Source organism: Dactylosporangium sp. CA-139066, assembly GCF_050936175.1.
In the GTDB taxonomy this organism is placed as follows: Bacteria; Actinomycetota; Actinomycetes; order Mycobacteriales; family Micromonosporaceae; genus Dactylosporangium.
Genome location: NZ_JBNJNH010000002.1, coordinates 2164148 through 2185273, shown reverse-complemented (window position 1 = coordinate 2185273; position 21126 = coordinate 2164148). Strand labels below are relative to the sequence as shown.

25 protein-coding genes are annotated in these 21126 nt (G+C 70.9%); 16 read left to right on the top strand and 9 right to left on the bottom strand.

Going from position 1 to position 21126, the window contains the following annotated elements; genetic code table 11:
• The first annotated feature begins 36 nt into the window (after positions 1-36).
• Together trxA and ACQEVU_RS54840 are read left to right on the top strand one after the other, a co-directional pair.
• Complete coding sequence (gene trxA / locus ACQEVU_RS54845; RefSeq protein WP_433339103.1) at positions 37-429, top strand: thioredoxin; 393 nt, start codon at positions 37-39, stop codon at positions 427-429.
• 62 nt (positions 430-491) lie between these two features.
• The gene (locus ACQEVU_RS54840) at positions 492-2501 is read left to right on the top strand and encodes an intein-containing Rv2578c family radical SAM protein (RefSeq protein WP_433339101.1); all 2010 of its coding nucleotides are present in this window, start codon (positions 492-494) and stop codon (positions 2499-2501) included.
• 102 nt (positions 2502-2603) lie between these two features.
• Here the strand turns inward: ACQEVU_RS54840 and ACQEVU_RS54835 are convergent, their stop codons facing one another.
• Together ACQEVU_RS54835 and ACQEVU_RS54830 are read right to left on the bottom strand one after the other, a co-directional pair.
• Entirely contained in the window at positions 2604-3362 is a 759-nt protein-coding gene (locus ACQEVU_RS54835; RefSeq protein ID WP_433339099.1) for a DUF695 domain-containing protein, read from the bottom strand.
• Positions 3363-3379: 17 nt separating this feature from the next.
• A complete protein-coding gene (locus tag ACQEVU_RS54830) occupies positions 3380-3886 on the bottom strand; it encodes a MaoC family dehydratase (RefSeq protein WP_433339097.1) in 507 nt (168 codons plus the stop codon).
• A gap of 301 nt (positions 3887-4187) precedes the next feature.
• Here ACQEVU_RS54830 and ACQEVU_RS54825 point away from each other — a divergent pair, with 301 nt between their 5' ends.
• The 11 genes from ACQEVU_RS54825 to ACQEVU_RS54775 all read left to right on the top strand — a co-directional run bounded on the left by ACQEVU_RS54825 (position 4188) and on the right by ACQEVU_RS54775 (position 12569).
• Positions 4188-4622 carry a hypothetical protein gene (locus ACQEVU_RS54825; RefSeq protein ID WP_433339095.1) on the top strand — a complete coding sequence of 145 codons (435 nt, stop codon included), beginning with the start codon at positions 4188-4190 and terminating at the stop codon, positions 4620-4622.
• Positions 4622-5572: an MFS transporter permease gene (locus ACQEVU_RS54820; protein WP_433339769.1), complete on the top strand. Its 951-nt coding sequence runs from the start codon at positions 4622-4624 to the stop codon at positions 5570-5572. The genes ACQEVU_RS54825 and ACQEVU_RS54820 overlap by 1 nt, the downstream gene beginning before the upstream one ends.
• A gap of 205 nt (positions 5573-5777) precedes the next feature.
• Positions 5778-6278, top strand: coding sequence for a hypothetical protein (locus ACQEVU_RS54815; RefSeq protein ID WP_433339093.1), 501 nt, complete (start codon positions 5778-5780; stop codon positions 6276-6278).
• 113 nt (positions 6279-6391) lie between these two features.
• Positions 6392-7015, top strand: coding sequence for a TrmH family RNA methyltransferase (locus ACQEVU_RS54810; RefSeq protein ID WP_433339091.1), 624 nt, complete (start codon positions 6392-6394; stop codon positions 7013-7015).
• A gap of 20 nt (positions 7016-7035) precedes the next feature.
• Complete coding sequence (locus ACQEVU_RS54805) at positions 7036-7716, top strand: DUF6758 family protein (protein WP_433339089.1); 681 nt, start codon at positions 7036-7038, stop codon at positions 7714-7716.
• 131 nt (positions 7717-7847) lie between these two features.
• Entirely contained in the window at positions 7848-8006 is a 159-nt protein-coding gene (locus ACQEVU_RS54800; RefSeq protein WP_433339087.1) for a hypothetical protein, read from the top strand.
• Positions 8007-8011: 5 nt separating this feature from the next.
• The gene (locus tag ACQEVU_RS54795; protein WP_433339085.1) at positions 8012-8920 is read left to right on the top strand and encodes a PH domain-containing protein; all 909 of its coding nucleotides are present in this window, start codon (positions 8012-8014) and stop codon (positions 8918-8920) included.
• 86 nt (positions 8921-9006) lie between these two features.
• Positions 9007-9666: a SigE family RNA polymerase sigma factor gene (locus ACQEVU_RS54790; protein WP_433339083.1), complete on the top strand. Its 660-nt coding sequence runs from the start codon at positions 9007-9009 to the stop codon at positions 9664-9666.
• A 17-nt stretch (positions 9667-9683) separates the two neighbouring features.
• Entirely contained in the window at positions 9684-10919 is a 1236-nt protein-coding gene (locus ACQEVU_RS54785) for a hypothetical protein (protein WP_433339081.1), read from the top strand.
• A 29-nt stretch (positions 10920-10948) separates the two neighbouring features.
• On the top strand, positions 10949-11797 hold the full coding sequence (locus ACQEVU_RS54780; RefSeq protein ID WP_433339079.1) for a PHP domain-containing protein: 849 nt from the start codon (positions 10949-10951) through the stop codon (positions 11795-11797).
• A gap of 7 nt (positions 11798-11804) precedes the next feature.
• Positions 11805-12569, top strand: coding sequence for a TetR/AcrR family transcriptional regulator C-terminal domain-containing protein (locus ACQEVU_RS54775; RefSeq protein ID WP_433339077.1), 765 nt, complete (start codon positions 11805-11807; stop codon positions 12567-12569).
• Between the two features lie 31 nt (positions 12570-12600).
• Here the strand turns inward: ACQEVU_RS54775 and ACQEVU_RS54770 are convergent, their stop codons facing one another.
• Positions 12601-13848: a glycoside hydrolase family 18 protein gene (locus ACQEVU_RS54770; RefSeq protein ID WP_433339075.1), complete on the bottom strand. Its 1248-nt coding sequence runs from the start codon at positions 13846-13848 to the stop codon at positions 12601-12603.
• Positions 13849-13983: 135 nt separating this feature from the next.
• Here ACQEVU_RS54770 and ACQEVU_RS54765 point away from each other — a divergent pair, with 135 nt between their 5' ends.
• Positions 13984-14601 (top strand): MarC family protein, encoded by a 618-nt coding sequence (locus ACQEVU_RS54765; RefSeq protein WP_433339073.1) that lies wholly within the window; start codon positions 13984-13986, stop codon positions 14599-14601.
• 326 nt (positions 14602-14927) lie between these two features.
• Positions 14928-15779 carry a RecB family exonuclease gene (locus ACQEVU_RS54760; RefSeq protein ID WP_433339071.1) on the top strand — a complete coding sequence of 284 codons (852 nt, stop codon included), beginning with the start codon at positions 14928-14930 and terminating at the stop codon, positions 15777-15779.
• Here ACQEVU_RS54760 and ACQEVU_RS54755 read toward each other — a convergent pair.
• Positions 15735-15938: a DUF4190 domain-containing protein gene (locus ACQEVU_RS54755; RefSeq protein WP_433339069.1), complete on the bottom strand. Its 204-nt coding sequence runs from the start codon at positions 15936-15938 to the stop codon at positions 15735-15737. The genes ACQEVU_RS54760 and ACQEVU_RS54755 overlap by 45 nt on opposite strands.
• Before the next feature lie 116 nt (positions 15939-16054).
• On the opposite strand from ACQEVU_RS54755, the gene ACQEVU_RS54750 reads away from it, so the two are divergent.
• A complete protein-coding gene (locus tag ACQEVU_RS54750) occupies positions 16055-17260 on the top strand; it encodes an acyl-CoA dehydrogenase family protein (RefSeq protein WP_433339067.1) in 1206 nt (401 codons plus the stop codon).
• Here the strand turns inward: ACQEVU_RS54750 and ACQEVU_RS54745 are convergent.
• The 5 genes from ACQEVU_RS54745 to ACQEVU_RS54725 are packed head-to-tail and all read right to left on the bottom strand — an operon-like array spanning position 17238 to position 21102.
• The gene (locus ACQEVU_RS54745; RefSeq protein ID WP_433339065.1) at positions 17238-17651 is read right to left on the bottom strand and encodes a CoA-binding protein; all 414 of its coding nucleotides are present in this window, start codon (positions 17649-17651) and stop codon (positions 17238-17240) included. The two genes, ACQEVU_RS54750 and ACQEVU_RS54745, sit on opposite strands and share 23 nt — an antisense overlap.
• 9 nt (positions 17652-17660) lie before the next feature.
• On the bottom strand, positions 17661-18380 hold the full coding sequence (locus ACQEVU_RS54740) for a hypothetical protein (protein ID WP_433339063.1): 720 nt from the start codon (positions 18378-18380) through the stop codon (positions 17661-17663).
• 43 nt (positions 18381-18423) lie between these two features.
• Entirely contained in the window at positions 18424-19134 is a 711-nt protein-coding gene (locus ACQEVU_RS54735) for a hypothetical protein (RefSeq protein WP_433339061.1), read from the bottom strand.
• 46 nt (positions 19135-19180) lie between these two features.
• Entirely contained in the window at positions 19181-20095 is a 915-nt protein-coding gene (locus ACQEVU_RS54730) for an SDR family NAD(P)-dependent oxidoreductase (protein ID WP_433339059.1), read from the bottom strand.
• A 53-nt stretch (positions 20096-20148) separates the two neighbouring features.
• Positions 20149-21102 carry an HpcH/HpaI aldolase/citrate lyase family protein gene (locus ACQEVU_RS54725; protein ID WP_433339057.1) on the bottom strand — a complete coding sequence of 318 codons (954 nt, stop codon included), beginning with the start codon at positions 21100-21102 and terminating at the stop codon, positions 20149-20151.
• Positions 21103-21126: the final 24 nt, after the last annotated feature.

The window sequence follows — 21126 nt, the reverse complement described above, 5'->3', positions numbered from 1 at the left end:
CCCGAGCGACGCCATGAACGATCGGAGCTGAAAAGCATGGCAACCGTAGAGCTGACCGCGGAGAACTTCGCCGAGAAGATCGGCGGCGAGGGCATCACTCTCGTCGACTTCTGGGCGTCCTGGTGCGGCCCGTGTCGGATGTTCGCACCGGTCTACGAGCGGGTCTCGGAGGACAACCCGGACATCGTCTTCGGCAAGGTCGACACCGAGGCCGAGCAGACTCTGGCCGCCGAGTTCAACATCCGGTCGATCCCGACCCTGATGATCGTGCGCGACGGCGTGGCGCTGTACTCCGAGCCCGGCGCGCTGCCGCAGCAGGCTCTTGAGTCCCTGATCCAGCAGGCCCGCGATCTCGACATGGACGAGGTGCGCGCCAAGGTCGCCGAGGCCCAGCAGAAGGCCTCCGACGATGGCGTAGTCAACGCGTAACACCAGGTAGTAGGCCGGCCAGCCTCCTTGAAATCCGTTCGTACGCGTGTTCGAATGAACCCGTGCGATGGGACAACCTGAAGGCGACTGGCGGTCCTGGCACCGGTGACACCGGGCAGGCGCGGGCGCTACCGCTCGCGCTGCCCGGGGCCGTCGTGCGGACCTTCGACACACCGGAGTTCCGCGGCGTCACCTTCTACGAGGTGCAGGCCAAATCCCTGATCAACCGCGTGGCGGGCGGCGCCCGGGTGCCGTTCCAGTGGACGCTCAACCCCTATCGCGGCTGCACGCACGCGTGCGTCTACTGCCTGACCGGCGACACCGCGATCCTCATGGCGGACGGCACCACCCGCGCCCTCGCCGACCTGCGGGTCGGCGACGAGATCGTCGGGACCGTCCGCGACGGCCGGCTGCGCCGCTACACGACCACCCGCGTGCTCGCCCACTGGTCGACGGTGAAGCCGGCCCACCGGGTGACGCTCGCCGACGGCACCCGGCTCGTCGCCTCCGGCGAGCACCGCTTCCTGACCGACCGCGGCTGGAAGCACGTCACGGGCACGCGCCACGGCCGCAGCCGCCGGCCCCACCTCACCACCGCCAACCGGCTCGCCGGCTTCGGGGCGTTGCCGGATGCGGCGCCGCTGGGCTCGGTCGAGTACCGGCGCGGGTATTTGTGCGGTTTCGTCAACGGTGACGGCCACGTGGGCCCGGTCCCCGCGGCGGCCCGGCGGCGGGCCCATGACTACGCGGCCGCGTGCGGCGGGCTGCATGCCCTGGCCGCGGACGCCACCGGCGCGGGCCGCGAGTTCGCCGGCGCGAGCGTGCGCGACGCGAGCGCCGTGCTCGACTGGCCCGAGGCGCCTTCGCGGCCGTGGCGCATCGGCTTCGTCGCCGGCCTCTATGACGCGATCGGCGATGCGGCCGGGGGCCTGCCCCGCTTCGCCGCGGCCGACAAGGTCGTCGTCGACTGGCTGGTCGAGTGCCTGGCCGTACTGGGCTTCGCCGCCGCGGTCGAGGACCCGTGCGACCAGCTCGACGCGTTCGGCGCCGGGGTCCGGGTGCTCGGCGGGGTGCGTGAGCGGGTGCGGTTCGACCTGATGTTCGGGGCGCTGCGGCCGGCCGGCGGCGGGGTCGCCGGCGAGCTCGTGCGCGGCGACGACGGGCTGCGGGTCGTCGGCGTGGAGGACCTCGGGATCGACGTGCCGATGTACGACATCACGACCGGCACCGGCGACTTCATCGCCAACGGCGTCGTCAGCCACAACTGCTTCGCCCGGCACACGCACACCTACCTCGACCTCGACTCGGGCCACGACTTCGACTCGCGGATCGTGGTCAAGGTCAACGCCGCCGAGGTGCTGCGGCGGGAGCTGTCGGCGCCGAGCTGGGCCCGGCCGCACCTGGCCATGGGCACCAACGTCGACTGCTACCAGCGGGCCGAGGGGCGCTACCGGCTCATGCCCGAGATCATCGCGGCGCTGCGCGACCACGCCAACCCGTTCTCGATCCTCACCAAGGGCACGCTGATCACCCGGGATCTCGAGCTGCTGCGCCAGGCCGCCGAGGTGACGTCGGTGGGCCTGTCGATGTCGGTCGGGTTCGTCGACGAGGCGCTGTGGCGCTCGGTCGAGCCCGGCACCCCGAGCCCGCGCCGTCGGCTCGACGCGATCCGCCGGCTGAGCGACGCCGGGTTCGAGGTCGGGGTCCTCATGGCGCCGATCCTGCCGGGGCTGACCGACGACCAGGGCTCGATCGACGCCACCGTCGGCGCGCTGTCCGCCGCGGGGGCCGCGAGCATCGTGCCGCTCGTGCTGCACCTGCGCCACGGCGCCCGGCAGTGGTACCGGGAGTGGCTGACGCGGGAGCATCCGGCGCTCGTGCCGCGCTACCGGGAGCTGTACGAGCGCGGCTCCTACGCCCCGCAGGCCTACCAGCGGGAGGTCGGCGCGCGGGTGCGCCTGGCCGCCCGCCGGCACGGCCTGGACGTCGGCGGCGTCGGCTCCACCCGATCCGTCTCACCCGAACCGCAACCGGCGCCCGCACCGCCGAACGAGCAGCTCACGCTGCTGTAAAACCGGACGTCGGCGGCGTCGGCTCCACCCGGCCCGTCTCACCCGAACCGCAACCAGCGCCCGCGCCACCGAACGAGCAGCTCACGCTGCTGTGAACAAGGCTCAGACCTGGACCATGCAGCCCCAGCCGTCGTAGATGCCGTCGTGGCTCTCCACGATGCCGCGGACCTTCCACGTGGTCTCGTGCAGCGCCGGCGGCTCCACCGAGTCGCGGCGGATGGCCTGGAGCACGAAGTCGCCCTCGTCGCCGCGCTCGACCGTGACCGCGAAGCCGTCCTCGCGCAGCTCCTGGGCCGACAGCTCGGCGCGGTCGGGGTCCGGGAAGTACGCCAGAAATTCGACCGCGCGCGGCGCGCTCAGGCGGTCGCCGTGGGCCTCGAGCTCCTGGACCACCTGGTTGTCGTCCATGATGTTGCGCTGCCAGGCGTCGGGGGTGAGCTCCTCGCGCACGCGGGTCCAGCCGGGGTCGGCGTGCAGCGTCACCGTGGGCGCCAGGCCGTCGATGGGCGCGAGGGGCGGCGGGGTGGTGTCCGCGGGGAGGTACCCGGTGATGCGGCCCCCGTTGTCCGACAGCACCCGGCCGACGAACGCGCCGCCGGCCGAGCGCAGGACCTGGCGGACCGCCTCGTCGAGGGCGTGGATCGCGCCCAGCTCCGCCGCGGCCGGCATGCCGCTCGCGCCGTCACCGGCGTAGGCGAACTCGACGTCGTACCGCTGGGGGAACCTGGCCACCGGAGCGGCCTCGACCGCGCCGAGATCGATGTTGTACATCGCCAGCCGGCCGCCGACCTCGCCTGGGTACACCGCCCAGCGCTCGTCCCATGCCGGTTCCCGCCCCAGCAGTCTGCGGAGCAACCCCACGCCGTCCTCCTTGACGCTTACCTATTCGGCTCCGGTTTCGGCTCCGGGAAGCTGGGCGCCTCCGGGCCCGCGTGCGACTTCTTCGGCACCATCACCTTGCGCCTGAACACGCAGACGAGGGTCCCGTCCTGCTTGTAGCCCTTGGTCTCCACGGTCACCACGCCGCGGTCTTCCTTCGACTCCGACTCGCGCTTGTCCAGCACCAGAGTCTCGCCGTAAATGGTGTCGCCATGGAAGGTCGGCGCGGTGTGGCGCAGCGACTCGACCTCGAGGTTGGCGATGGCCTTGCCGGACACGTCGGGCACCGACATGCCGAGGAGGATGGAGTACACGTAGTTGCCGACGACCACATTGCGCTTGAAGTGCGTCGACGTCTCCGCGTAGTGCGCGTCGAGGTGCAGCGGGTGGTGGTTCATCGTCAGCAGGCAGAACAGGTGGTCGTCGTACTCGGTGACCGTCTTGCCCGGCCAGTGCCGATAGACGGCCCCGACCTCGAACTCCTCGAAGTATCGACCGAACTGCATCTCGCACTCCTCTTGAACAGCTGACAGCTCTGTCACGTGCTTGGGAGCATGCAGTCCGGGCCGGCGAACCGATAGAGGAGGCAGGTAAGTGTGACAAAACGCAGCGAGCGGCGGGGCTCTCCCTGGCGCCCGCCGCCCACGCTCTGTGGTGAGTATCTTGGTACCGCCGCCCGCGAGATCGCAACGCTCCGTATAGAGACGCGCGTCACATTCTCGCGGGTCAGGCGTGGCCACTACGGAGTGTGAAGACCCTCTCACTACGGAGGGTGACCGATTGGCCGTGCGGTAAGGTACCGGCCCGATGGAACGCTTGAGCACGCGAGGTCGCCGGCTACGAGTGGCGGCGGCGCTGCTCGTCGGCGCTCTCACCCTCGCGGGGTCCCTCTGGGGCGATGACACGGTGTTCCCGTTCGCCCCCTTCCGAATGTTCTCCACCGCCGACGACCCCGACGAGCCGGTGCTGGTCCTGCGCACCGACGGCATCGACACCACGGGCCGGCGGCTGGAGCTCGACGAGCGCAACGCCGGGGTGCGCCGGGCCGAGATCGAGGCGCAGATCGACCGCTTCAAGGCGGACCCGTCGCTGCTGCACTCGATCCGGGAGTCGTACGCCGCCCGCAACCCCGGCCGGCCCGCGCTCGTGGAGGTCGACATCGTCGAGGTGCAGCACCACCTGCGCCACGCCCAGCCGACGGGGGAGATCACCGAGGTCGTTCTGGCGAGGTACCGCCCGTGATGTCACGCTGGCTCTTCTCCCCCGTGCCGAAGGCGCGGATCGCTGCGTTCAGGACGTTGGTGTACCTCTTCATCCCCCTGGACCTGGTCTTCTTCAGCGCCTGGATCAAGAGCCACGGCAACCTGCCCGGCAACCTGTACCAGCCGCTCGTCGTCGGTCACCTGCTGCACCTGCCCACCCCGACCCACCTGATCGTCAACTCGATCTACTACGCGCTCATCCCGCTGTCGCTGCTGGCCGCGACGGGCCGCGCCCATCGCCTGCTCGGCTGGACGGTGTTCGCCCTCTACTTCGAGTGGATGATCATCGCGATGAGCTACGGCAAGATCGACCACGATCGGTACGCGATCCTGGTCGCCCTGGCCGTCCTGCCCACGGCCGGCCGCGCCCGCCACGGCGACCAGACCCCGACGGAGGCCGGCGGCTTCGCGTTGCGCGCGACGCAGATCGCGGTCATCGCCACGTACTTCCTGGCGTCCGTCGCGAAGCTGCGCTACGGCGGCCTGGCCTGGCTGACCGGCGCGACGCTGACGAGGTCCTTCATCCGCCGCGGCACGCTGCTGGCCCAGTGGCTGCTGCAGATCCCCGCCTTCACGACGGTGTCGCAGTTCGGCATCGTCGCGTTCGAGGTGTTCAGCCCGGTCGTCTTCTTCGTGCGGCCGAAGTGGCGCTACCTGATCGTCGCCGGCTTCTACGCCTTCCACCTGCTGACGTTCGCGCTGATCACGATCTCGTTCGTCCCGCACCAGATCGCGATGGCGGCGTTCCTGCCGCTGGAGAAGGTCACCCCCGTGCGCTGGCTGAGGCGCCTCCGCCGCGGCCGGACCTCAACCGGGGACTCGCCCGCCCCGGCCGACGCCACCGAGGCGCGGACAATCACGGCTCCCGGGACGGCCCAGTCCTCCACGGCGACGGCAACTCCCGGCTCGGCGACCGCGGCCGAGGCCTGACAACCCGCGGCCACCGCCTTCCCGACGGTCGCTGCATCGCACGAAGCCTAAATCGCCCGTCGGGCGAAAAGTCGGACATGGAATGTCCGTGGGGGTTGGGCGGCGGGGAGACGGCGTGTTGCGTGATCGAAAACGGTGGGCGGTGGCTGCGGAAAAGCCGCAATAGCCGGATATTTCGGCATACGCTCGGCGGTGGGAGGTTGCCATGCCGAGCCAGCCCGCACCCGGCCCGTCCGGTCGTCCGGCCGTTGGGGTCGACCTGCCGCTGCGGCGGCCGGAATGGGACCTGCTCGTCCGGCTGCCCCGCGCCGTGCTCGTCGCGGCCTGCGCCGGGGACGAGCGGGTGGACGCCGTCGCCGGGGTCGAAGCCATCGCCGCCGGGCAGCGGTCCCGGGCGCTGCTGGTGCGCGGGGTGGTCGCGGCCATCTTCGCCGAGCAGCTGACCGACAACGACATCGACGCTACCGCGGCCGAGCCGGGGGCGGTGATCGCCGACTGCGGCTTCGCGGCGCGGCTGCTCGCCGAGCGGCTCGGGGTGGACATCGCGCTCGCGTACGGCGAGTGGCTGATGGACATCGCGGCGAGCGTCGGGCGGACCGCCTGGCACGGGCGGCGTATCCGGCTGGGCGGAGTGGAGGTCCAGCTGGCGGAGCGGCGCTTCGTCAATGGGATCGCCCAGGAGCTGGCGCGCGCCCTGAACCGCTGAGCGGAGGCGCGGCGCCGACGAGCGCCGGTCGGGTGAGCTGGACAACCTTCTCACTCGGCCGGCCTCCAACCCGGGGCCGTCGTCGGGCGGCTCTCGATGTACCGTCGCCGGAAATGGAACCGGACACGGATCTTGAGATCGGGGTCGGGCCCTGGGACGGGCCCTGGCCGGCCGCGCCGCATTACGACCCGCAGCTGCTCGCGGAGGGTGACCGCCGCAACGTGGTCGACCGCTACCGCTACTGGCGGCTCGAGGCGATCGTGGCCGACCTCGACACGCGGCGGCACGAGTTCCACGTGGCGATCGAGAACTGGCAGCACGACCTCAACATCGGGACCGTCGTGCGCAATGCGAACGCCTTTCTGGCCGCCGAGGTGCACATCGTCGGGCGGCGGCGGTGGAACCGGCGCGGGGCCATGGTCACCGACCGCTACCAGCACGTCCGGCACCACCCCGACGTGGAGTCGTTCCTGGGGTGGGCGCGGGAGCACGAGCTGCCGCTGATCGGGATCGACAACCTGCCGGGGGCGCTCGCGCTGGAGCGGGCCGGGCTGCCGCGGCGGTGCGTGCTGCTCTTCGGGCAGGAGGGGCCGGGGCTCTCCGAAGCCGCGCGGCTGGCCTGCGACGCCGTGTACTCGATCGCGCAGTACGGTTCCACCCGGTCGATCAACGCCGGGGTGGCCAGCGGCATCGCCATGCATGCGTGGATCCGGCAGTACGGGGTCGCAAACCCCTGAACCGGCCTTACCGTGGGTATATGGGCGTCGCAGTCAGCTGTCCCCGCTGTGGTGGTCCGGTGCGGCCGCCGGACCTGATGCACTCCGAGTGGCGGTGCGACTCCGACGGAGCGGTACTGCCGCTGCACGTCGCGCAGCACATCGGGCCCGAGATCGTCGAAGCGGCCAGAACGCGGCTCATCGCGGCCGCCCAGCGCGCCGGCGACAAGCGGCCGACGCCGCTGTGGTGCCCGTGGCCGCTGCCCAGCGGGTGGACCGTGACCGGTGTGGGCTGGGTCGGCGACGAGCGCTCCGGTGTGCGGGCGACCGCGCTGGCCTGCAGCGGGCCGGGGCCGGTCGAGCACGGGCCGGCCGACGCCGTGATCGTGGCCGAGGAGCCGGGCGTCGGGCTCGGCACCCGGTTCGCCGGCATTCCGGGGACCGACCCGGGGCCGTTCTTCGACGGCGACCTCGCCACCACCACCGCGCACGCCAAGGTCCGCACCGCCGGCTGGCCGACGCCGCTGTGGATGGCGAAGTCGCCGGAGGACCGTTGCGCCTACCTCGGCGAGGCGGCCGGAATGTGGCTCTACGTCGTCACCTGGCCGGCGGCCGCCGGTTATCTCCTCGAAGAGGAGCTTGACCTGCACGATCTTTCCGATGACGTGCCGAGTCAACTCGTATTCGGCGCGCCGTCGCCCTATCTTCAGGGCAAGGCGTAGACAGCCGCGACTAGGATCAAGCTCCGAGTCGACGCTCGGCGCGGCGTGAGTGCACGCTGAGCCGCGCAGCTGATACGCTGAGTTCGCCGGGACGTTGGTGTCGCAACGCCTCGGGGAGGGGATTGACGGCAATGGTCAAGAAGGTCCTCACCTGGGGAAGTATTGCCTTCCTCATTTTCTTCGTGGCCTATCGGCCGCAGTCTGCCGCCCAGGTTTTCAAGTCCATCGGCGGAGGCATCATGGACATCGCCACCGGATTCGGCGACTTCTTCTCTAGCCTGGTTGCCTGACGTCGATGTCCACCGGCGCCGAGCCTCCCGAGGACGATCCGAACGCCCGACGTAACCAGGACCGGGACACGGAGCCGATTCCCCGTGCCCGGCCGGAGTCACGACCCGAGCCGCTGTCGGACTCGTTTCCCGCCTCGGACGCCAGAGCGGACGCCTACGCGGCGTCGGCGAGCTACACGACGGACGGCGACGACTTCGTCTCGGACGCCTACGCCGACCCGATGACGGATGGCGCCTATGCGCGGGGCGGGGCCGGCCCGCAGTATGCCGGCGCCCCGCCCACGTTCTCGCAGGACGAGTTCGCCCGGCTGCAGGGCGGCGACGCCGGACCCTCGGTGCCGCCCGGCAGCCGCATGGCGCCCCTGGAGGACGAGGCCAGCCGGCACGCGTCGCGTTATCTGTTCCCGACGGAGAAATTCCGCGGTGAATGGAAGCGGCACTGGATTCAGCTGGCCAAAGAGGGCGCGATCGCGATCGCCGCGACCATCGCGATGGGCTACATCGCCGGTTGGCTGACCAAACACAACCAGACCGAGATGCGCACCGTGGTGCTGATCATCTGGGCCCTGGTGATCATCTGGTGCGCGTGGCGCGTCGCCGACTGGTGGTACGACCGATTCATCCTCACCAACAAGCGGGTGATGGTCGTATCGGGCATCTTCACCCGCAATGTCGCCATGATGCCGCTGCTGCGGGTCACCGACATGAAATACGTGCAGTCATTGACGGGCCGCATGTTCGGCTACGGCCATTTCGAGCTCGAGTCGGCGGGTCAGGACCAGGCGCTGCGCAACATCCGCAACCTGCCCAACCCCAACGAGCTCTACCTGCGTATCGTCGAGGAGATGTACGAGCCGGAGGCCGTCGAGGCGCGCCTGGGCCGTGCGGCCAGCGGCGAGGACGACGGCACCTGAGAGTTCGCTGAGAATCGCGGACAAGTGCAACCCGCCAGCCCCTTGGTCGCGTCTACGTACGTGGGCGGAGGGGGAGGGGGCGGCCGGTGCCGGACGACGCAGGGTTCCGCGAGGAGGACTTCCGTGACTTCGTCGCGCTCCGTTCCAAGGCGCTCCTGCGCACCGCCTACCTACTGGCCGGCGACTGGGCGACCGCGGAGGACCTCCTCCAGATCGCGCTGACCAAGACCTTCCTGGCGTGGAAGCGGCTCGGGCACATCGAGGCCGTCGAGCCCTACGCCCGGCGCGTGCTCGTCAACACCTCCACCAGCTGGTGGCGGCGCCGCTGGCACGGCGAGCGCCCGACCGAGGTGCTGCCCGAGGGGGCCGCCGCCGACCAGCTCGAGGAAAGCCTCGAGCGCGACGCCATGTGGCGGCACGTGCGCAACCTGCCCAACCGGCAGCGGGCCGTGCTCGTCCTGCGGTACTACGAGGACCAGTCCGAGGCCGAGACCGCCCGCCTGCTCGGCGTGTCCGTCGGCACCGTCAAGAGCCAGACCTCCCGCGCCCTCGCCACGCTGCGCGAAAAGCTCAGCGCGGAGGGTGTCCGCCCGTCCACCCGCACCCCCGCGACCGCTGCGCCGAGGTCGCCGGCTGAGGAAATCCCCTCAGTTGAGGAGCCGGAACAACCTTTCGACGAGGTTGACGCGCTTCTTCCCGCGGAGACCTTGGTGGAAGCGCCGGTTGAAGAGCCGGTTGAAGTCTGACTGGGGACGTGACGAGCATGCTGGAAGACGAACTCCGCGAGACGTTCGCGGCCAAGGCGGGTAGCCTCCCGCCGGGGCCGCTCGCGTCGCTGAACGGGGTCGCCGACGCCGCCCTGCTGGGGGCCGCCCGGATTCGCCGACGCCGGCGACAGGCGGTCACCGGGCTGTCCGGGCTCGTCGCCATCGCCGCCGCCTCGGTGGTCGTCCTCCAGACGTTCACGGGCGGTGGTGCGCCCGGCGGGCCCGTCGCCGAGAGCTCGCAGCAGCCGACGATCGAGCAGCGCCCCTCGCCCGGGCCGGCGTCGCTGCCGCCGGGCCCCACCGGTATGCGCGAGGTCGACGCGATCGGCCCGAGCGCCCAGGCCGCCACGAAGGTCCGCTTCCAGCTGCCGGCGGCCAGCACCGTCACCGCGGCCTACCAGGCCAAGGACGGCTACCTGGTGGTCAACACCCAGCCCGACGGCGACAAGCAGCTGGTCCTGCAGGACGACAGCCAGAAGCCGCCGCAGGTCCTCGTCGACGACGCGAGCAACATCGCCGTCGCCCGCGACGGCAAGACTGTGGCGTGGGCCGCGCAGGGCCAGATGAACGTCGGCTCGCGGGCCAACGGCGACGGCGGGGGCAACAAGAAGGACGACAGCAACAAGATCACCAAGACGGTCTCGACGGACGTGCCCCGCGACACGCAGCCGGTCACGTTCGTCGGCAACAAGCTGGTGCTGAGCAGCGAGAGCCAGGGCTTCGACGTCTGGCGCACCGACCGGGTGTACAACCCGTCGTGGGACAAGACCGTGGTCCGCGTGTTCGGCGGCACGACGGACAGCGGCGGCGTCTACGCCGAGGTGGCCGCGGCCGGCACCGACACCGCGATGTGCCTCGCGCAGCTGCTGTTCGACCAGCCGTTCACGGTCAAGAACAAGATCTGCGGCCTGCCGATGGCGGCGAAGCTCGGCGGGCGCATCTCCCCCGACGGCCGCTGGCTGGCGTACCCCGTCGAGGGCCTCAAGCAGGTGGCGATCGTCGACCTGACCACCGTGTTCACCGGCGCGAAGCCGAAGCTCTGGCCCCTCACGGTCACCGCCAAGACCGTCTGGCTCAACTCGACGACGTTCGTGGTCGACACCGGCAGGAAGTTCCTCAAGCTCAACCCGACCGGCAAGACCGGCGACTACCAGCCCCTCGACCAGGACGAGCCGGACGATCAGGAGACCACCGACCAGGTCGTCCTCATCGAACCGCTCGAGGCCCAGTAGCGGCGCCCTGCCCTCTATAGGCTGAAGGCGTGCGGATCGATCTTCACGCCCACTCCACCGCCAGCGACGGCACGTCGACCCCGTCCGAGCTGGTCGCCGAGGCGGCCGCCGCCGGGCTCGACGTCGTCGCGCTGACCGACCACGACACAACAGGGGGCTGGCCGGCCGCGGCCGCCGCCCGCCCGGCCGGTCTCACCCTGGTGCCGGGGGCCGAGCTGTCGTGCCGGTGGCACGGCGGCGCCTGGCCGATCGGCCTGCACCTGCTCGCATACCTGTTCGACCCGGCCGACGCCCCCCTGTCCACCGAGCTGGCGCGGGTACGCCTGTCGCGGGAGACCCGGGCCGAGCGGATGGTCGAGATGATGTACGCCGACGGCATCGACGTCACCTGGGACGAAGTCCTGCAGGACGCGGCCGGCGGCACCGTGGGCCGTCCCCACCTCGCCCAGGCGCTCATCCGGCGGGGCCTGGTCGGCACGGTCTCCGAGGCGTTCGAGCCGGAGTGGCTCGGCCGGCGCTACCGGGTGCCGAAGGAGGACCTCGACGTCTTCGTCGCGCTGCGCCTGGTCCTCGGCGCCGGCGGGGTGCCGGTCTTCGCCCACCCGCGGGCCAGCGTCCGCGGCCCCATCGTGCCGGACGAGCTCATCGTCGACATGGCCGCCGCCGGGCTCTTCGGGCTGGAGGCCGACCACACCGACCACAGCCCGGCCGAGCGCGACCACGTGCGGACGCTCGCCGCCTCGCTCGGCCTCGTCACCACCGGCAGCAGCGACTACCACGGCACCAACAAGACGGTCCGGCTCGGCGCCCGCACCACGGCGCCGGAGGTGCTGGAGCGCATCATCGCGGCCGGTCGGGGCACCACCGTGCTGGGGTGAGCGGGAGATGGGCACGGAGTACAGCAGCGCCGGCGATCCTCGCCGCAGCATCAACCTGCTGTGGGGCCGGGTGTCGACCCCGGTCGCCACGCGAGGCCCGCGACCCAAGTTCACCGTGCCGGGAATCGTGGCCGCCGCCGTGGCGCTGGCCGACGCCGAGGGACTGGCGGCCGTTTCGATGCGCCGGGTCGCCGAACGACTGCGCATCACGGCCATGTCGCTGTACACCTATGTGCCGAGCAAATCCGAGCTGCTGGACCTCATGGTGGACGCCGTGTACAGCGACGCGGCCCGGGACAAGTACGCCCGCACCGGCCTGCGGGAGCGGCTGAGCGAGGTCGCGGCGAACAACTGGCGGCTGTACTGCGCGCATCCCTGGCTGCTGGAGGTCGCCACCAGCCGGCCGGTGCTCGGGCCGAACGCCATCGCGAAGTACGACTTCGAGCTGCGGGCGTTCGATGGCACCGGAGTGTCCGACGTCGACGCCGACCGGCTGCTGAGGCTCGTGCTGGACTACGTCACCGGCGCGGCGCGCGGCGCCGTGCTGGCCGAACAGGCCGAGCAGCACACCGGGCGCAGCGACGAGAAGTGGTGGGCCGACTGGGCGCCCGTGCTGGCCGACGTCATCGACCCGGCGTGGTTCCCGACCGCGGCCCGCGTCGCGTCGGCGACCGGCGAGGAGCACCGCGCGGGCGGACGGCAGCGGGCCTTCGCGTTCGGCCTGCAACGGGTGCTCGACGGGATCGAGCAATACGTGAGCCGCCCCGGGTGAGGTGTCCCGGGGCGGCTCGCGCGCTATCGCGTTACTGCAGCGTGCTGTAGATCGTCTTGGTCAGGGTGCCGTTGGCGTCGTCGCCGTCGAGCGACCAGACCATCGCGCCGCCGTAGCCGGCCAGGCGCACGTAGAGACCCTTCTGGGCCACCACGATCGGGTCGTCGTAGGTCCAGTACGTCGAGCCGTTGAACAGCCAGGCGCTGCCGGAGAGCAGGTCGTGGTACACCTTGTAGCCCTGCTGAGGCAGCGTCGCGAGGACCTTGTAGTCCTCGTTGCCGGCCGCCCAGGTGCCGGCCGCGGGGCCGGTCGCCGGCTGGAACAGGCCGTGGTTGGCGTTGGTGACGCCGGTCCAGCCCTGGCCGTAGTAGGGCACGCCCAGCACGAGCTGCTTCTTCGGCGCGCCGCGGTCGGCCCAGGCCTTCAGCGAGCTGGCACCGCTGAAGTCCGGGTTGGTCGGGTTGTTGCGCGGCACGAACAGGGCCGACTGCTGGTTGGTGGTCGACTCCCACGTGCCGTGGAAGTCGTAGCCCTGCACGGAGCCGAAGTCCAGGTACTTGAAGATCTTGTTCGCCTCGAAGCCCGCGTCGATCTTGGCGGGGGCGGCCGGCAGGAACGCGGTGAGGGTGGCGTTCTTGCCCAGCTGCTTGCGGAACTCGGCGACGAGCAGCGTGAAGTTCTGCTTGTCCTCCGGGCGGATCACGTTGCCGGGGTTGCCCTCGGAGCCCGGCCACTCCCAGTCGAAGTCGAAGCCGTCGAAGACGCCGGTCGACATGAACGTGTCGATGCAGGACTTCACCAGCGCCTTGCGCGACTCGTCGGTCAGCGCGGCGTTGGAGAAGTTGGCCGAGAGGGTCCAGCCGCCCAGCGACATGAGAACCTTGAGGCCGGGGTGCATGAGCTTGAGCTTGCGGAGCTGGTTGAAGTTGCCGTTGAGGGTCTGGCCCGGCGCATCGGCGACGCCGTCGACACTCTCCGCGGCCGAGACCGGGCGCTGGTAGTCCGCCCACGGGTCGGCGGAGGCGCACTTGCCGGTCGCGTCGACGTTGCCGAAGGCGTAGTTGATGTGCGTCAGGCGGGCGGCCTGGCCACTCGTCTCGAGGTTCTTGACGTAGTACTGCCGGCCGTAGATGCCCCACTGGATGAAGTACCCGACGCGCTTGTACTGGTCCTGGTGCGGTGCGGCGCCGTGGGCGCTCGCCGCGGTCCCGGGCGCGAGCGCCAGCGACGTGGCCGCCAGCGCGGCCGCTAACCCGGCCAGGACGCTGCGTTTGCCCATGAAACCCTCCATCTGACCGGAAATACGGAGCTGTTAAGAAAGTTTGCTGTTCTCTCTGGGCAACGTAGGGGCGCCGTTCGATGACGTCAAGACCCTGGTTTCGGCTCGATACGGGGCGGCCACGACAATCCGGTCGTGGATTTGAAGCTCTTCGGAGAAGTGTTCGTGACGCTTCTGGTCATTCTGGACCCGCCCGGCGCGGTACCGATCTTCCTCGCGCTCACCGGCCAGATGGAGCGCCGGCAACGGCACCGGGCGGCGCTGCAGGCGGTCGCGCTCGCCTGCGGCGTGGTCGTGGCGTTCGCGTTGCTGGGCCGGCAGATCCTCGCCTACCTGCACATCGACCTGCCGGCCCTGCAGGGCGCAGGCGGCCTGCTGCTGCTCCTCGTCGCGCTCGAGCTGCTGACCGGCAAGACCGACGACCCCCGCGACCAGGTCACGACGAACGTCGCGCTGGTGCCGCTGGGCACGCCGCTGCTAGCCGGGCCGGGCGCGATCGTGGCGACGATGCTGTTCGTGCGGCGGGCACACCATCTTTCGGGGTACGTCGCCGTCGCGGTCGGCATCGTCGCCGTCATGCTCATCGTGTACCTCGTGCTGCGCTTCTCCGGCGTCCTGGTCCGCATCCTGCGGCCGAGCGGCATCGAGGTCGTCACGCGCATCGCCGGGCTGCTCGTGGCGGCGATCGCGGTCCAGCTGCTGGCGGACGCGATCGGCGCCTTCGTCACGACCTACCTGCACTCACCGCACTGAAAGCTGAAGCTGAAAGCGTCGTTGGCGCTCGCTTCGCTCGGGCGCGCCGGGGGGTTCCCACCCCGGACCCCCCATGCTCGCTGCGCTCACACTCAAAAGCGTCGTCGGCGCTCGCTTCGCTCGGGCGCGCCGGGGGGTTCCCACCCCGGACCCCCCCATGCTCGCTGCGCTCACACTGAAAGCGTCGTCGGCGCTCGCTTCGCTCGGGCGCGCCGGGGGGTTCCCACCCCGGACCCCCCATGCTTGCTGCGCTCACACTGAAAGCGCCGTCGGCGCTCGCTTCGGTGAAGGCGCTGAATGCGTTTTTGTCGTACCCGGGTGGCAGGATGCTGGGCGTGGAGCAGTTGGGACTTTTCGCAACGCCGCGGCGGCTGTTCACCTGCACGCCCAGCAAACTCGGCAGCTACGAGGACTGCCCGCGGCGCTATCGATATACATACGTCGACCGGCCGGCCCCGCCGAAGGGGCCGCCGTGGGCGCACAACTCGCTGGGCGCCTCGGTGCACACGGCCCTGAAGAACTGGTATGCGCTGGAGCCCGAGCGGCGCACGACAGCGGCGCTGCCCAAGCTGCTCAAGGCGACCTGGGTCCGCGAGGGCTACCGGGACGACGAGCAGGAGCGCGAGGTCTACCGGCGGGCGCTGGAGTGGCTGGAGTCCTATGTGGACGGCCTCGACCCGCACGACGAGCCGCTGGGCGTGGAGCGCACGGTCGCCACGCGCACGGAGACGCTGGCGCTGTCGGGGCGGGTGGACCGCATCGACCAGCGCGGCGACGAGCTGGTGATCGTCGACTACAAGACCGGGCGGGCCGGACTGTCGCAGGACGACGCACGGGGATCGCGGGCGCTGGCGCTGTATGCGATCGCCGCCTCGCGGCAGTTCCGCAAGGTGTGCCGGCGGGTCGAGCTGCACCACCTGCCGACGGGGAGCGTGGCGGCGTTCGAGCACACGGACGAGTCGCTGGCGCGGCACCTGCGGCGCGCGGAGGAGACCGCGGCGGACATCGTGGCCGCGGAGGCCTCGGCGGACTTCCCGACGGTCGCCGGGCCGCGGTGCTCCTGGTGCGACTACCGGAAGGTCTGCCCCACCGGGCAGGAGGCGCCGGTGCGCGATCCCTGGGCCGCCGTCGAGCTAAAAGCCGGCCATCACAATGGGGACGCCGCAGAAGACCAGTAGCTCCGTGTAACCGACGATCATCGCGGCCAGGGCCAGCCCGGCGCCGGGGCGGTGCTCGCGTCGGCACTGCGACCAGGCGATGTGGCCCATCAGGATGCCGAACGGGGGAAGCACGATGGCGCAGGCCAGGGCGGCGATCGACAGCGGGTGTAGGCGCACCTGAGAACCATTTCACAGCGTTACGTGGGACGCTCACATTGGCCCGGGGTGTGAAAGCTCCGATACTTCGAGGGGATACCAGCGGGTAACTTCGGCCGACCAACGGAGGTCTCGTCATGGCTCGTCTCGCCCAGACGCCCGGGCTCAGCGACGTTCAGCGGGCGATGCTCGAGACCGTCCGGGAGTTCGTCGACAAGGAGATCATCCCGCACGCGCAGCGGCTGGAGCACGACGACGTCTACCCGGCGGACATCGTCGCCGGGATGCGGGAGATGGGGCTGTTCGGCCTGACGATCGCCGAGGAGTTCGGCGGGCTCGGCGAGTCGCTGCTGACCTACGCGCTCGTCGTCGAGGAGCTCTCCCGCGGCTGGATGTCGGTCTCCGGGATCGTCAACACGCACTTCATCGTGGCCTATCTGGTCTCCCAGCACGGGTCGGAGGAGCAGAAGCGGCGGCTGCTGCCGCGCATGGCCACCGGCGAGGTGCGCGGGGCGTTCTCGATGTCCGAGCCGGGCACCGGGTCCGACGTCGCCGCCATCCGCACCAAGGCCGTCGCCGACGGCGACGAGTGGGTGCTCGACGGGCAGAAGATGTGGCTCACCAACGGCGCCTACTCCTCCGTCGTGGCGACGCTGGTGAAGACCGAGCTCGGGGCCCGGTCGGTGTACGGCAACATGACGACGTTCCTGCTCGAGAAGGAGCCCGGGTTCGGGCTCAACGAGCAGCTGCCGGGGCTGTCGATCCCGGGCAAGATCGAGAAGATGGGGTACAAGGGCGTCGAGACCACCGAGATGGTCCTCGATGGCGTCCGGGTGCCCGCCTCGGCCGTCCTCGGCGGCGCCGAGCAGGCCGGTCGCGGCTTCTACCAGATGATGGACGGCATCGAGGTCGGCCGGGTCAACGTGGCCGCGCGCGCGTGCGGCATCTCGATCCGGGCGTTCGAGCTCGCCATCGCCTATGCGCAGCAGCGGCACACGTTCGGCGCGCCGCTGGTCAAGCACCAGGCGATCGCGTTCAAGCTCGCCGAGATGGCCACGAAGATCGAGGCGGCGCACGGGCTGATGGTCAACGCGGCCCGGCTCAAGGACGCGGGGCAGCGCAACGACGTCGAGGCCGGCATGGCGAAGCTGCTGGCCAGCGAGTACTGCGCCGAGGTCGTGCAGGAGGCCTTCCGCATCCACGGCGGCTACGGCTACTCCAAGGAGTACGAGATCGAGCGGCTGATGCGCGAGGCGCCGTTCCTGCTCATCGGCGAGGGCACCTCGGAGATTCAGAAGACCATCATCAGCCGGGGGCTGCTCAGGGAGTACGGGGTGCGCTGATGGCGTGCACGGCGCGGATGACGGCGATGCAGGAGTTCTCGACGTAGTCCACGCCGGCCGCCTCCGCCAGCGCCCGGCCCTCCGGGGACACGATGTCCTGCTGCAGCCAGATCGCGGGGGCGCCGATCGCGAGCGCGTCCTTGACGACCTGCGTGGCGTCGGCCGACGGGCGGAAGACGTTGACCAGGTCGACCGGGAACGGGACGTCGGCGAGGGTCGCGTAGGCGCGCTCGCCGAAGATCTCGGTCGCGAACGGGTTGACCGGGATGATGCGCCAGCCGTGCCGCTGGATCTGTTGCGGTACGGCATGGGCGGTCTTGGTGCGATCCCTCGATGCGCCCACGACGGCGATCGTCCGGGCCTCGCGCAGGATCTGTTCAGCAGTGCGCATGCCTCGACGTTAGCTCGGCATGAATGCCGGGCGGCCGGTCAGGATGGGGCGCGGGCCGCCGCGCAGGCCGGCCGCCAGCCGGGCCTCCAGCAGCAGCGCGTGGGCGCGGCGGGCCTCCTCCTCGGTGCCGATCGCGGTGCGCCGGTCGGGGTGCGTGGCGTAGTACCCCAGCAGGTCCATCAGGAACAGCAGGCTCGCCTCGACGCCGGACGGGCGCAGCGTGACCGGCTGGCGGCGGCCGGCGATCAGCAGATCGAGGCGCGGGTTGGCGCGGTCGCCGTTGAGCTCGACGCCGCCGATGCTCTCCCAGCGGTACCGCCGGCCGCGCACTTCGACCCCGGTTACGCCCAGCCGCAGCGCGGGGGTGCGCCGGACCAGCCGGAGCAGCAGCAGGGCGCCGATGGCGGTGCACCAGACCGCGGCGATGCCGGCGGCGACGCGCGCCGGCGGGTCGGCGGTGACGAACACCACGATCCAGACGAACATGACCGCGACGGCGAAGGCGCGGCCGGCGCGGGCCGAAGCGAGCCGGGCCGGCGGGTGGAACTCCCAGCCGGGGCGGGCCGGCGGCTCCTCGCGCCGGCGCAGGTCGGTCAGCATCTGGTTGAGCCCGAACCCGGCGACCCCGAACAGTCCGAAGATGATGTAGCCGCCCGGGTAGAACGCGAGCACCAGCGCGCCGGCGCCGAGCACGAGCAGCGACGGGATCACGACCCAGGGCCAGCGCATCCTTCGATGCTAGGGACGGCGCCGCGCGGTCCGCGTCAGGCAATCAGGTGGACTGGCGGGCTAACGTGCCGCGCAGGTGCTCCAGTTCCTCGGGCGTGCCGATCGCCGTGCGGCGCTCGGGGTGGTCGAGGTAGGAGTGGATCGCCCGGAACAGGAACCACAGCGACACGTCCAGCGGCACGATCTGCCCGGGCTGGAAACGCTTGATCGGCCGGCCCCGCACCAGCTCCGGGTGGGACAGCGTCCACTGCGGACGGTCCGGACCGGCCTGGAGTGCGGCCCACGGCACGAACGTGCGCCCGCCGTCGATCGCGATGCCGTCGGGCGTGATCAGCAGCGGCCCGCTGCGGATCATGCGGACCAGCAACAGGAGGATCGCGCCGCCGTTGAGGGCCAGGATGACCCAGGACAGGCCCGGGACGATCCGGCCCGGCACCCGCAGGCCGTTGAGCGCCATCAGCAGCAGCGCGGCGCTCAGCAGGCCGTTGAAGATGCACTGGCGGCGAAACGTGGGGCGGGCGCCGAAGACGACGTGCCCCTCGTACACCACCAGCTGGAACGTCTGCGGCCCGCGGGTCGTCCGGGTGAGCTGCACCAGCCCGACGACGATGCCGAGCGTCGTCAGCGGCTGCAGGACCAGCAGCAGGGGCAGGAACGCCTCGGGCTCGCCGGAGAGCAGCACGACGCCGACGGCCGACCCGACGACGACCGGCGGGCCGAGCAGCACCACGTAATCCCCGGGTCGTGCCCCCATGCCGCCGAGCGTAGCCAGCAAACCTGATGATTGGCTGACCGCTTGCTCAGCGGTACTGGGCCTCCCTGACCGAGTTGCCGCCGTCCACGACCAGCATCTGGCCGGTGATGTACGACGCGCCGGGCGAGCACAGGAACGCGATGGTGGCCGCCACCTCCTCCGGCGTGCCCGGGCGGCCCATCGGCGTGCCGAAGCCCTGCTTGAGCTCGACCAGCGTGGACGCGCCGGTGTGGATGATGCCGGGGGCGACGGCGTTGACGGTGATGCCGTCGGCCACGAGCTCCATGGCCAGCGCGCGGGTGAGCCCGACCACACCGGCCTTCGCCGCCGCGTAGCCAGCCTCGGCGGGCAGGGCGTTGACCGGCCCGGCGGTGGCGGCGAGGTTGACGATGCGGCCCCAGCCGTGCTCGGCCATGCCGCCCACGAACGCGCGGCTCACTAGGAACGCCGTGGTCAGGTTGCGGTCGATCTCGGCGCGCCACTCTTCGTAGGTCAGCTGCGCGACCGGGCGCAGCACCTCGGGGCTCGCCTTGCTGGCCAGGCCGGCGTTGTTGACCAGGATGTCGACCGGCCCGAGCTGGTCGGAGATGGCGTCGGCCAGCGCGCCGACCTCGGCCTCGACGGTGAGGTCGGCGACGAAGCCGATCACGCCGAGCTCGCTGGCCCGGTCGTGGATGCGCCGGGTGGTGGACACGATCGCGACCGCGGCACCCATCTGCTTGAGCCGGCGGGCGGTCGCGTAGCCGATGCCGTCGGGGCTGCCCGCGCCGGTGACCAGGGCGATGCGCCCCTCGAGCCGGTCGGCGGCGGTCGGGGACTCCTCGTCGACGGGGTCGCCGGCGAGCTCGGGACCGCCGTTGGACGGTACGGCGCGCAGGGTACGCCGGGCTGAGGACGGCCGGCTCGCGTCGCGCCGGCCGCTCTTACCGGCGGGGCCGCTGGAACGTAGGTCGGGTGCCATAGGACAAATCCTGCCTGCCGGACACACCGGCGGGCAATGCGACGCGCGTTTTCTCAGTTCGGCGGGGTGAACGTGGTGGTGCGTTTCATCCCCGCGGCCCGACCCTTCGCGGAGATCACCAGCGCCATCTTGCGCGATGCCTCGTCGATCATCTCGTCGCCGAGCATGACCGCGCCGAGCCGGCCGCCCTGCTCCGAGGTGTAGTACTCGTACGCGTCGAGGATGAGCTCGGCGTGGTCGTAGTCCTCCTGCGCGGGCGAGTAGACCTCGTTCGCGGCGTCGATCTGCCCCGGGTGCAGCACCCACTTGCCGTCGAAGCCGAGCGCGGCGCTGCGCTTGGCGACCTCGCGGAACGCGTCCACGTCGCGGATCTGCAGGAACGGCCCGTCGATCGCCTGCAGGTCGTGCATGCGGGCGGCCATGAGGATGCGCATGAGGATGTAGTGGTACGGGTCGCCCGGGTAGTCCGGGATCAGCGCGCCGACCACGAGCGACTTCATGTTGATCGAGGCCATGAAGTCGGCCGGCCCGAAGATGATGGTCTCGATGCGCGGGCTGGCCGCGGCGATGGCGTCGACGTTGACGAGCCCCGCCGCGTTCTCGATCTGCGCCTCGATGCCGATCCGCCCGACCGGCAGGCCCACGAGCTTCTCGATCTGGGTCAGCGTCAGGTCGAGCCACTGCACCTGACCGGCGTTCTGCACCTTGGGCAGCATGATGCAGTCGAGGTTCTCGCCGGCGCCCTCGACGACCTCGATGACGTCGCGGTACGTCCACGGCGTGGTCAGGTCGTTGACCCGCACGACGCGGGTCTTCCCGGCCCAGTCCCCCTCGTTGAGGGCGGCCACGATGTTCTTGCGCGCCTCGGGCTTGGCCAGCGGCGCCACGGCATCCTCGAGATCGAGAAACACCTGGTCGGCGGGCAGCCCCTGGGCCTTCCCGAGCATCTTCACGCTCGATCCGGGCACGGCGAGACACGAGCGTCGCGGACGTCCGAGGGCGGCCATGGCGGGGCTCCTTAGCAAGGGTTA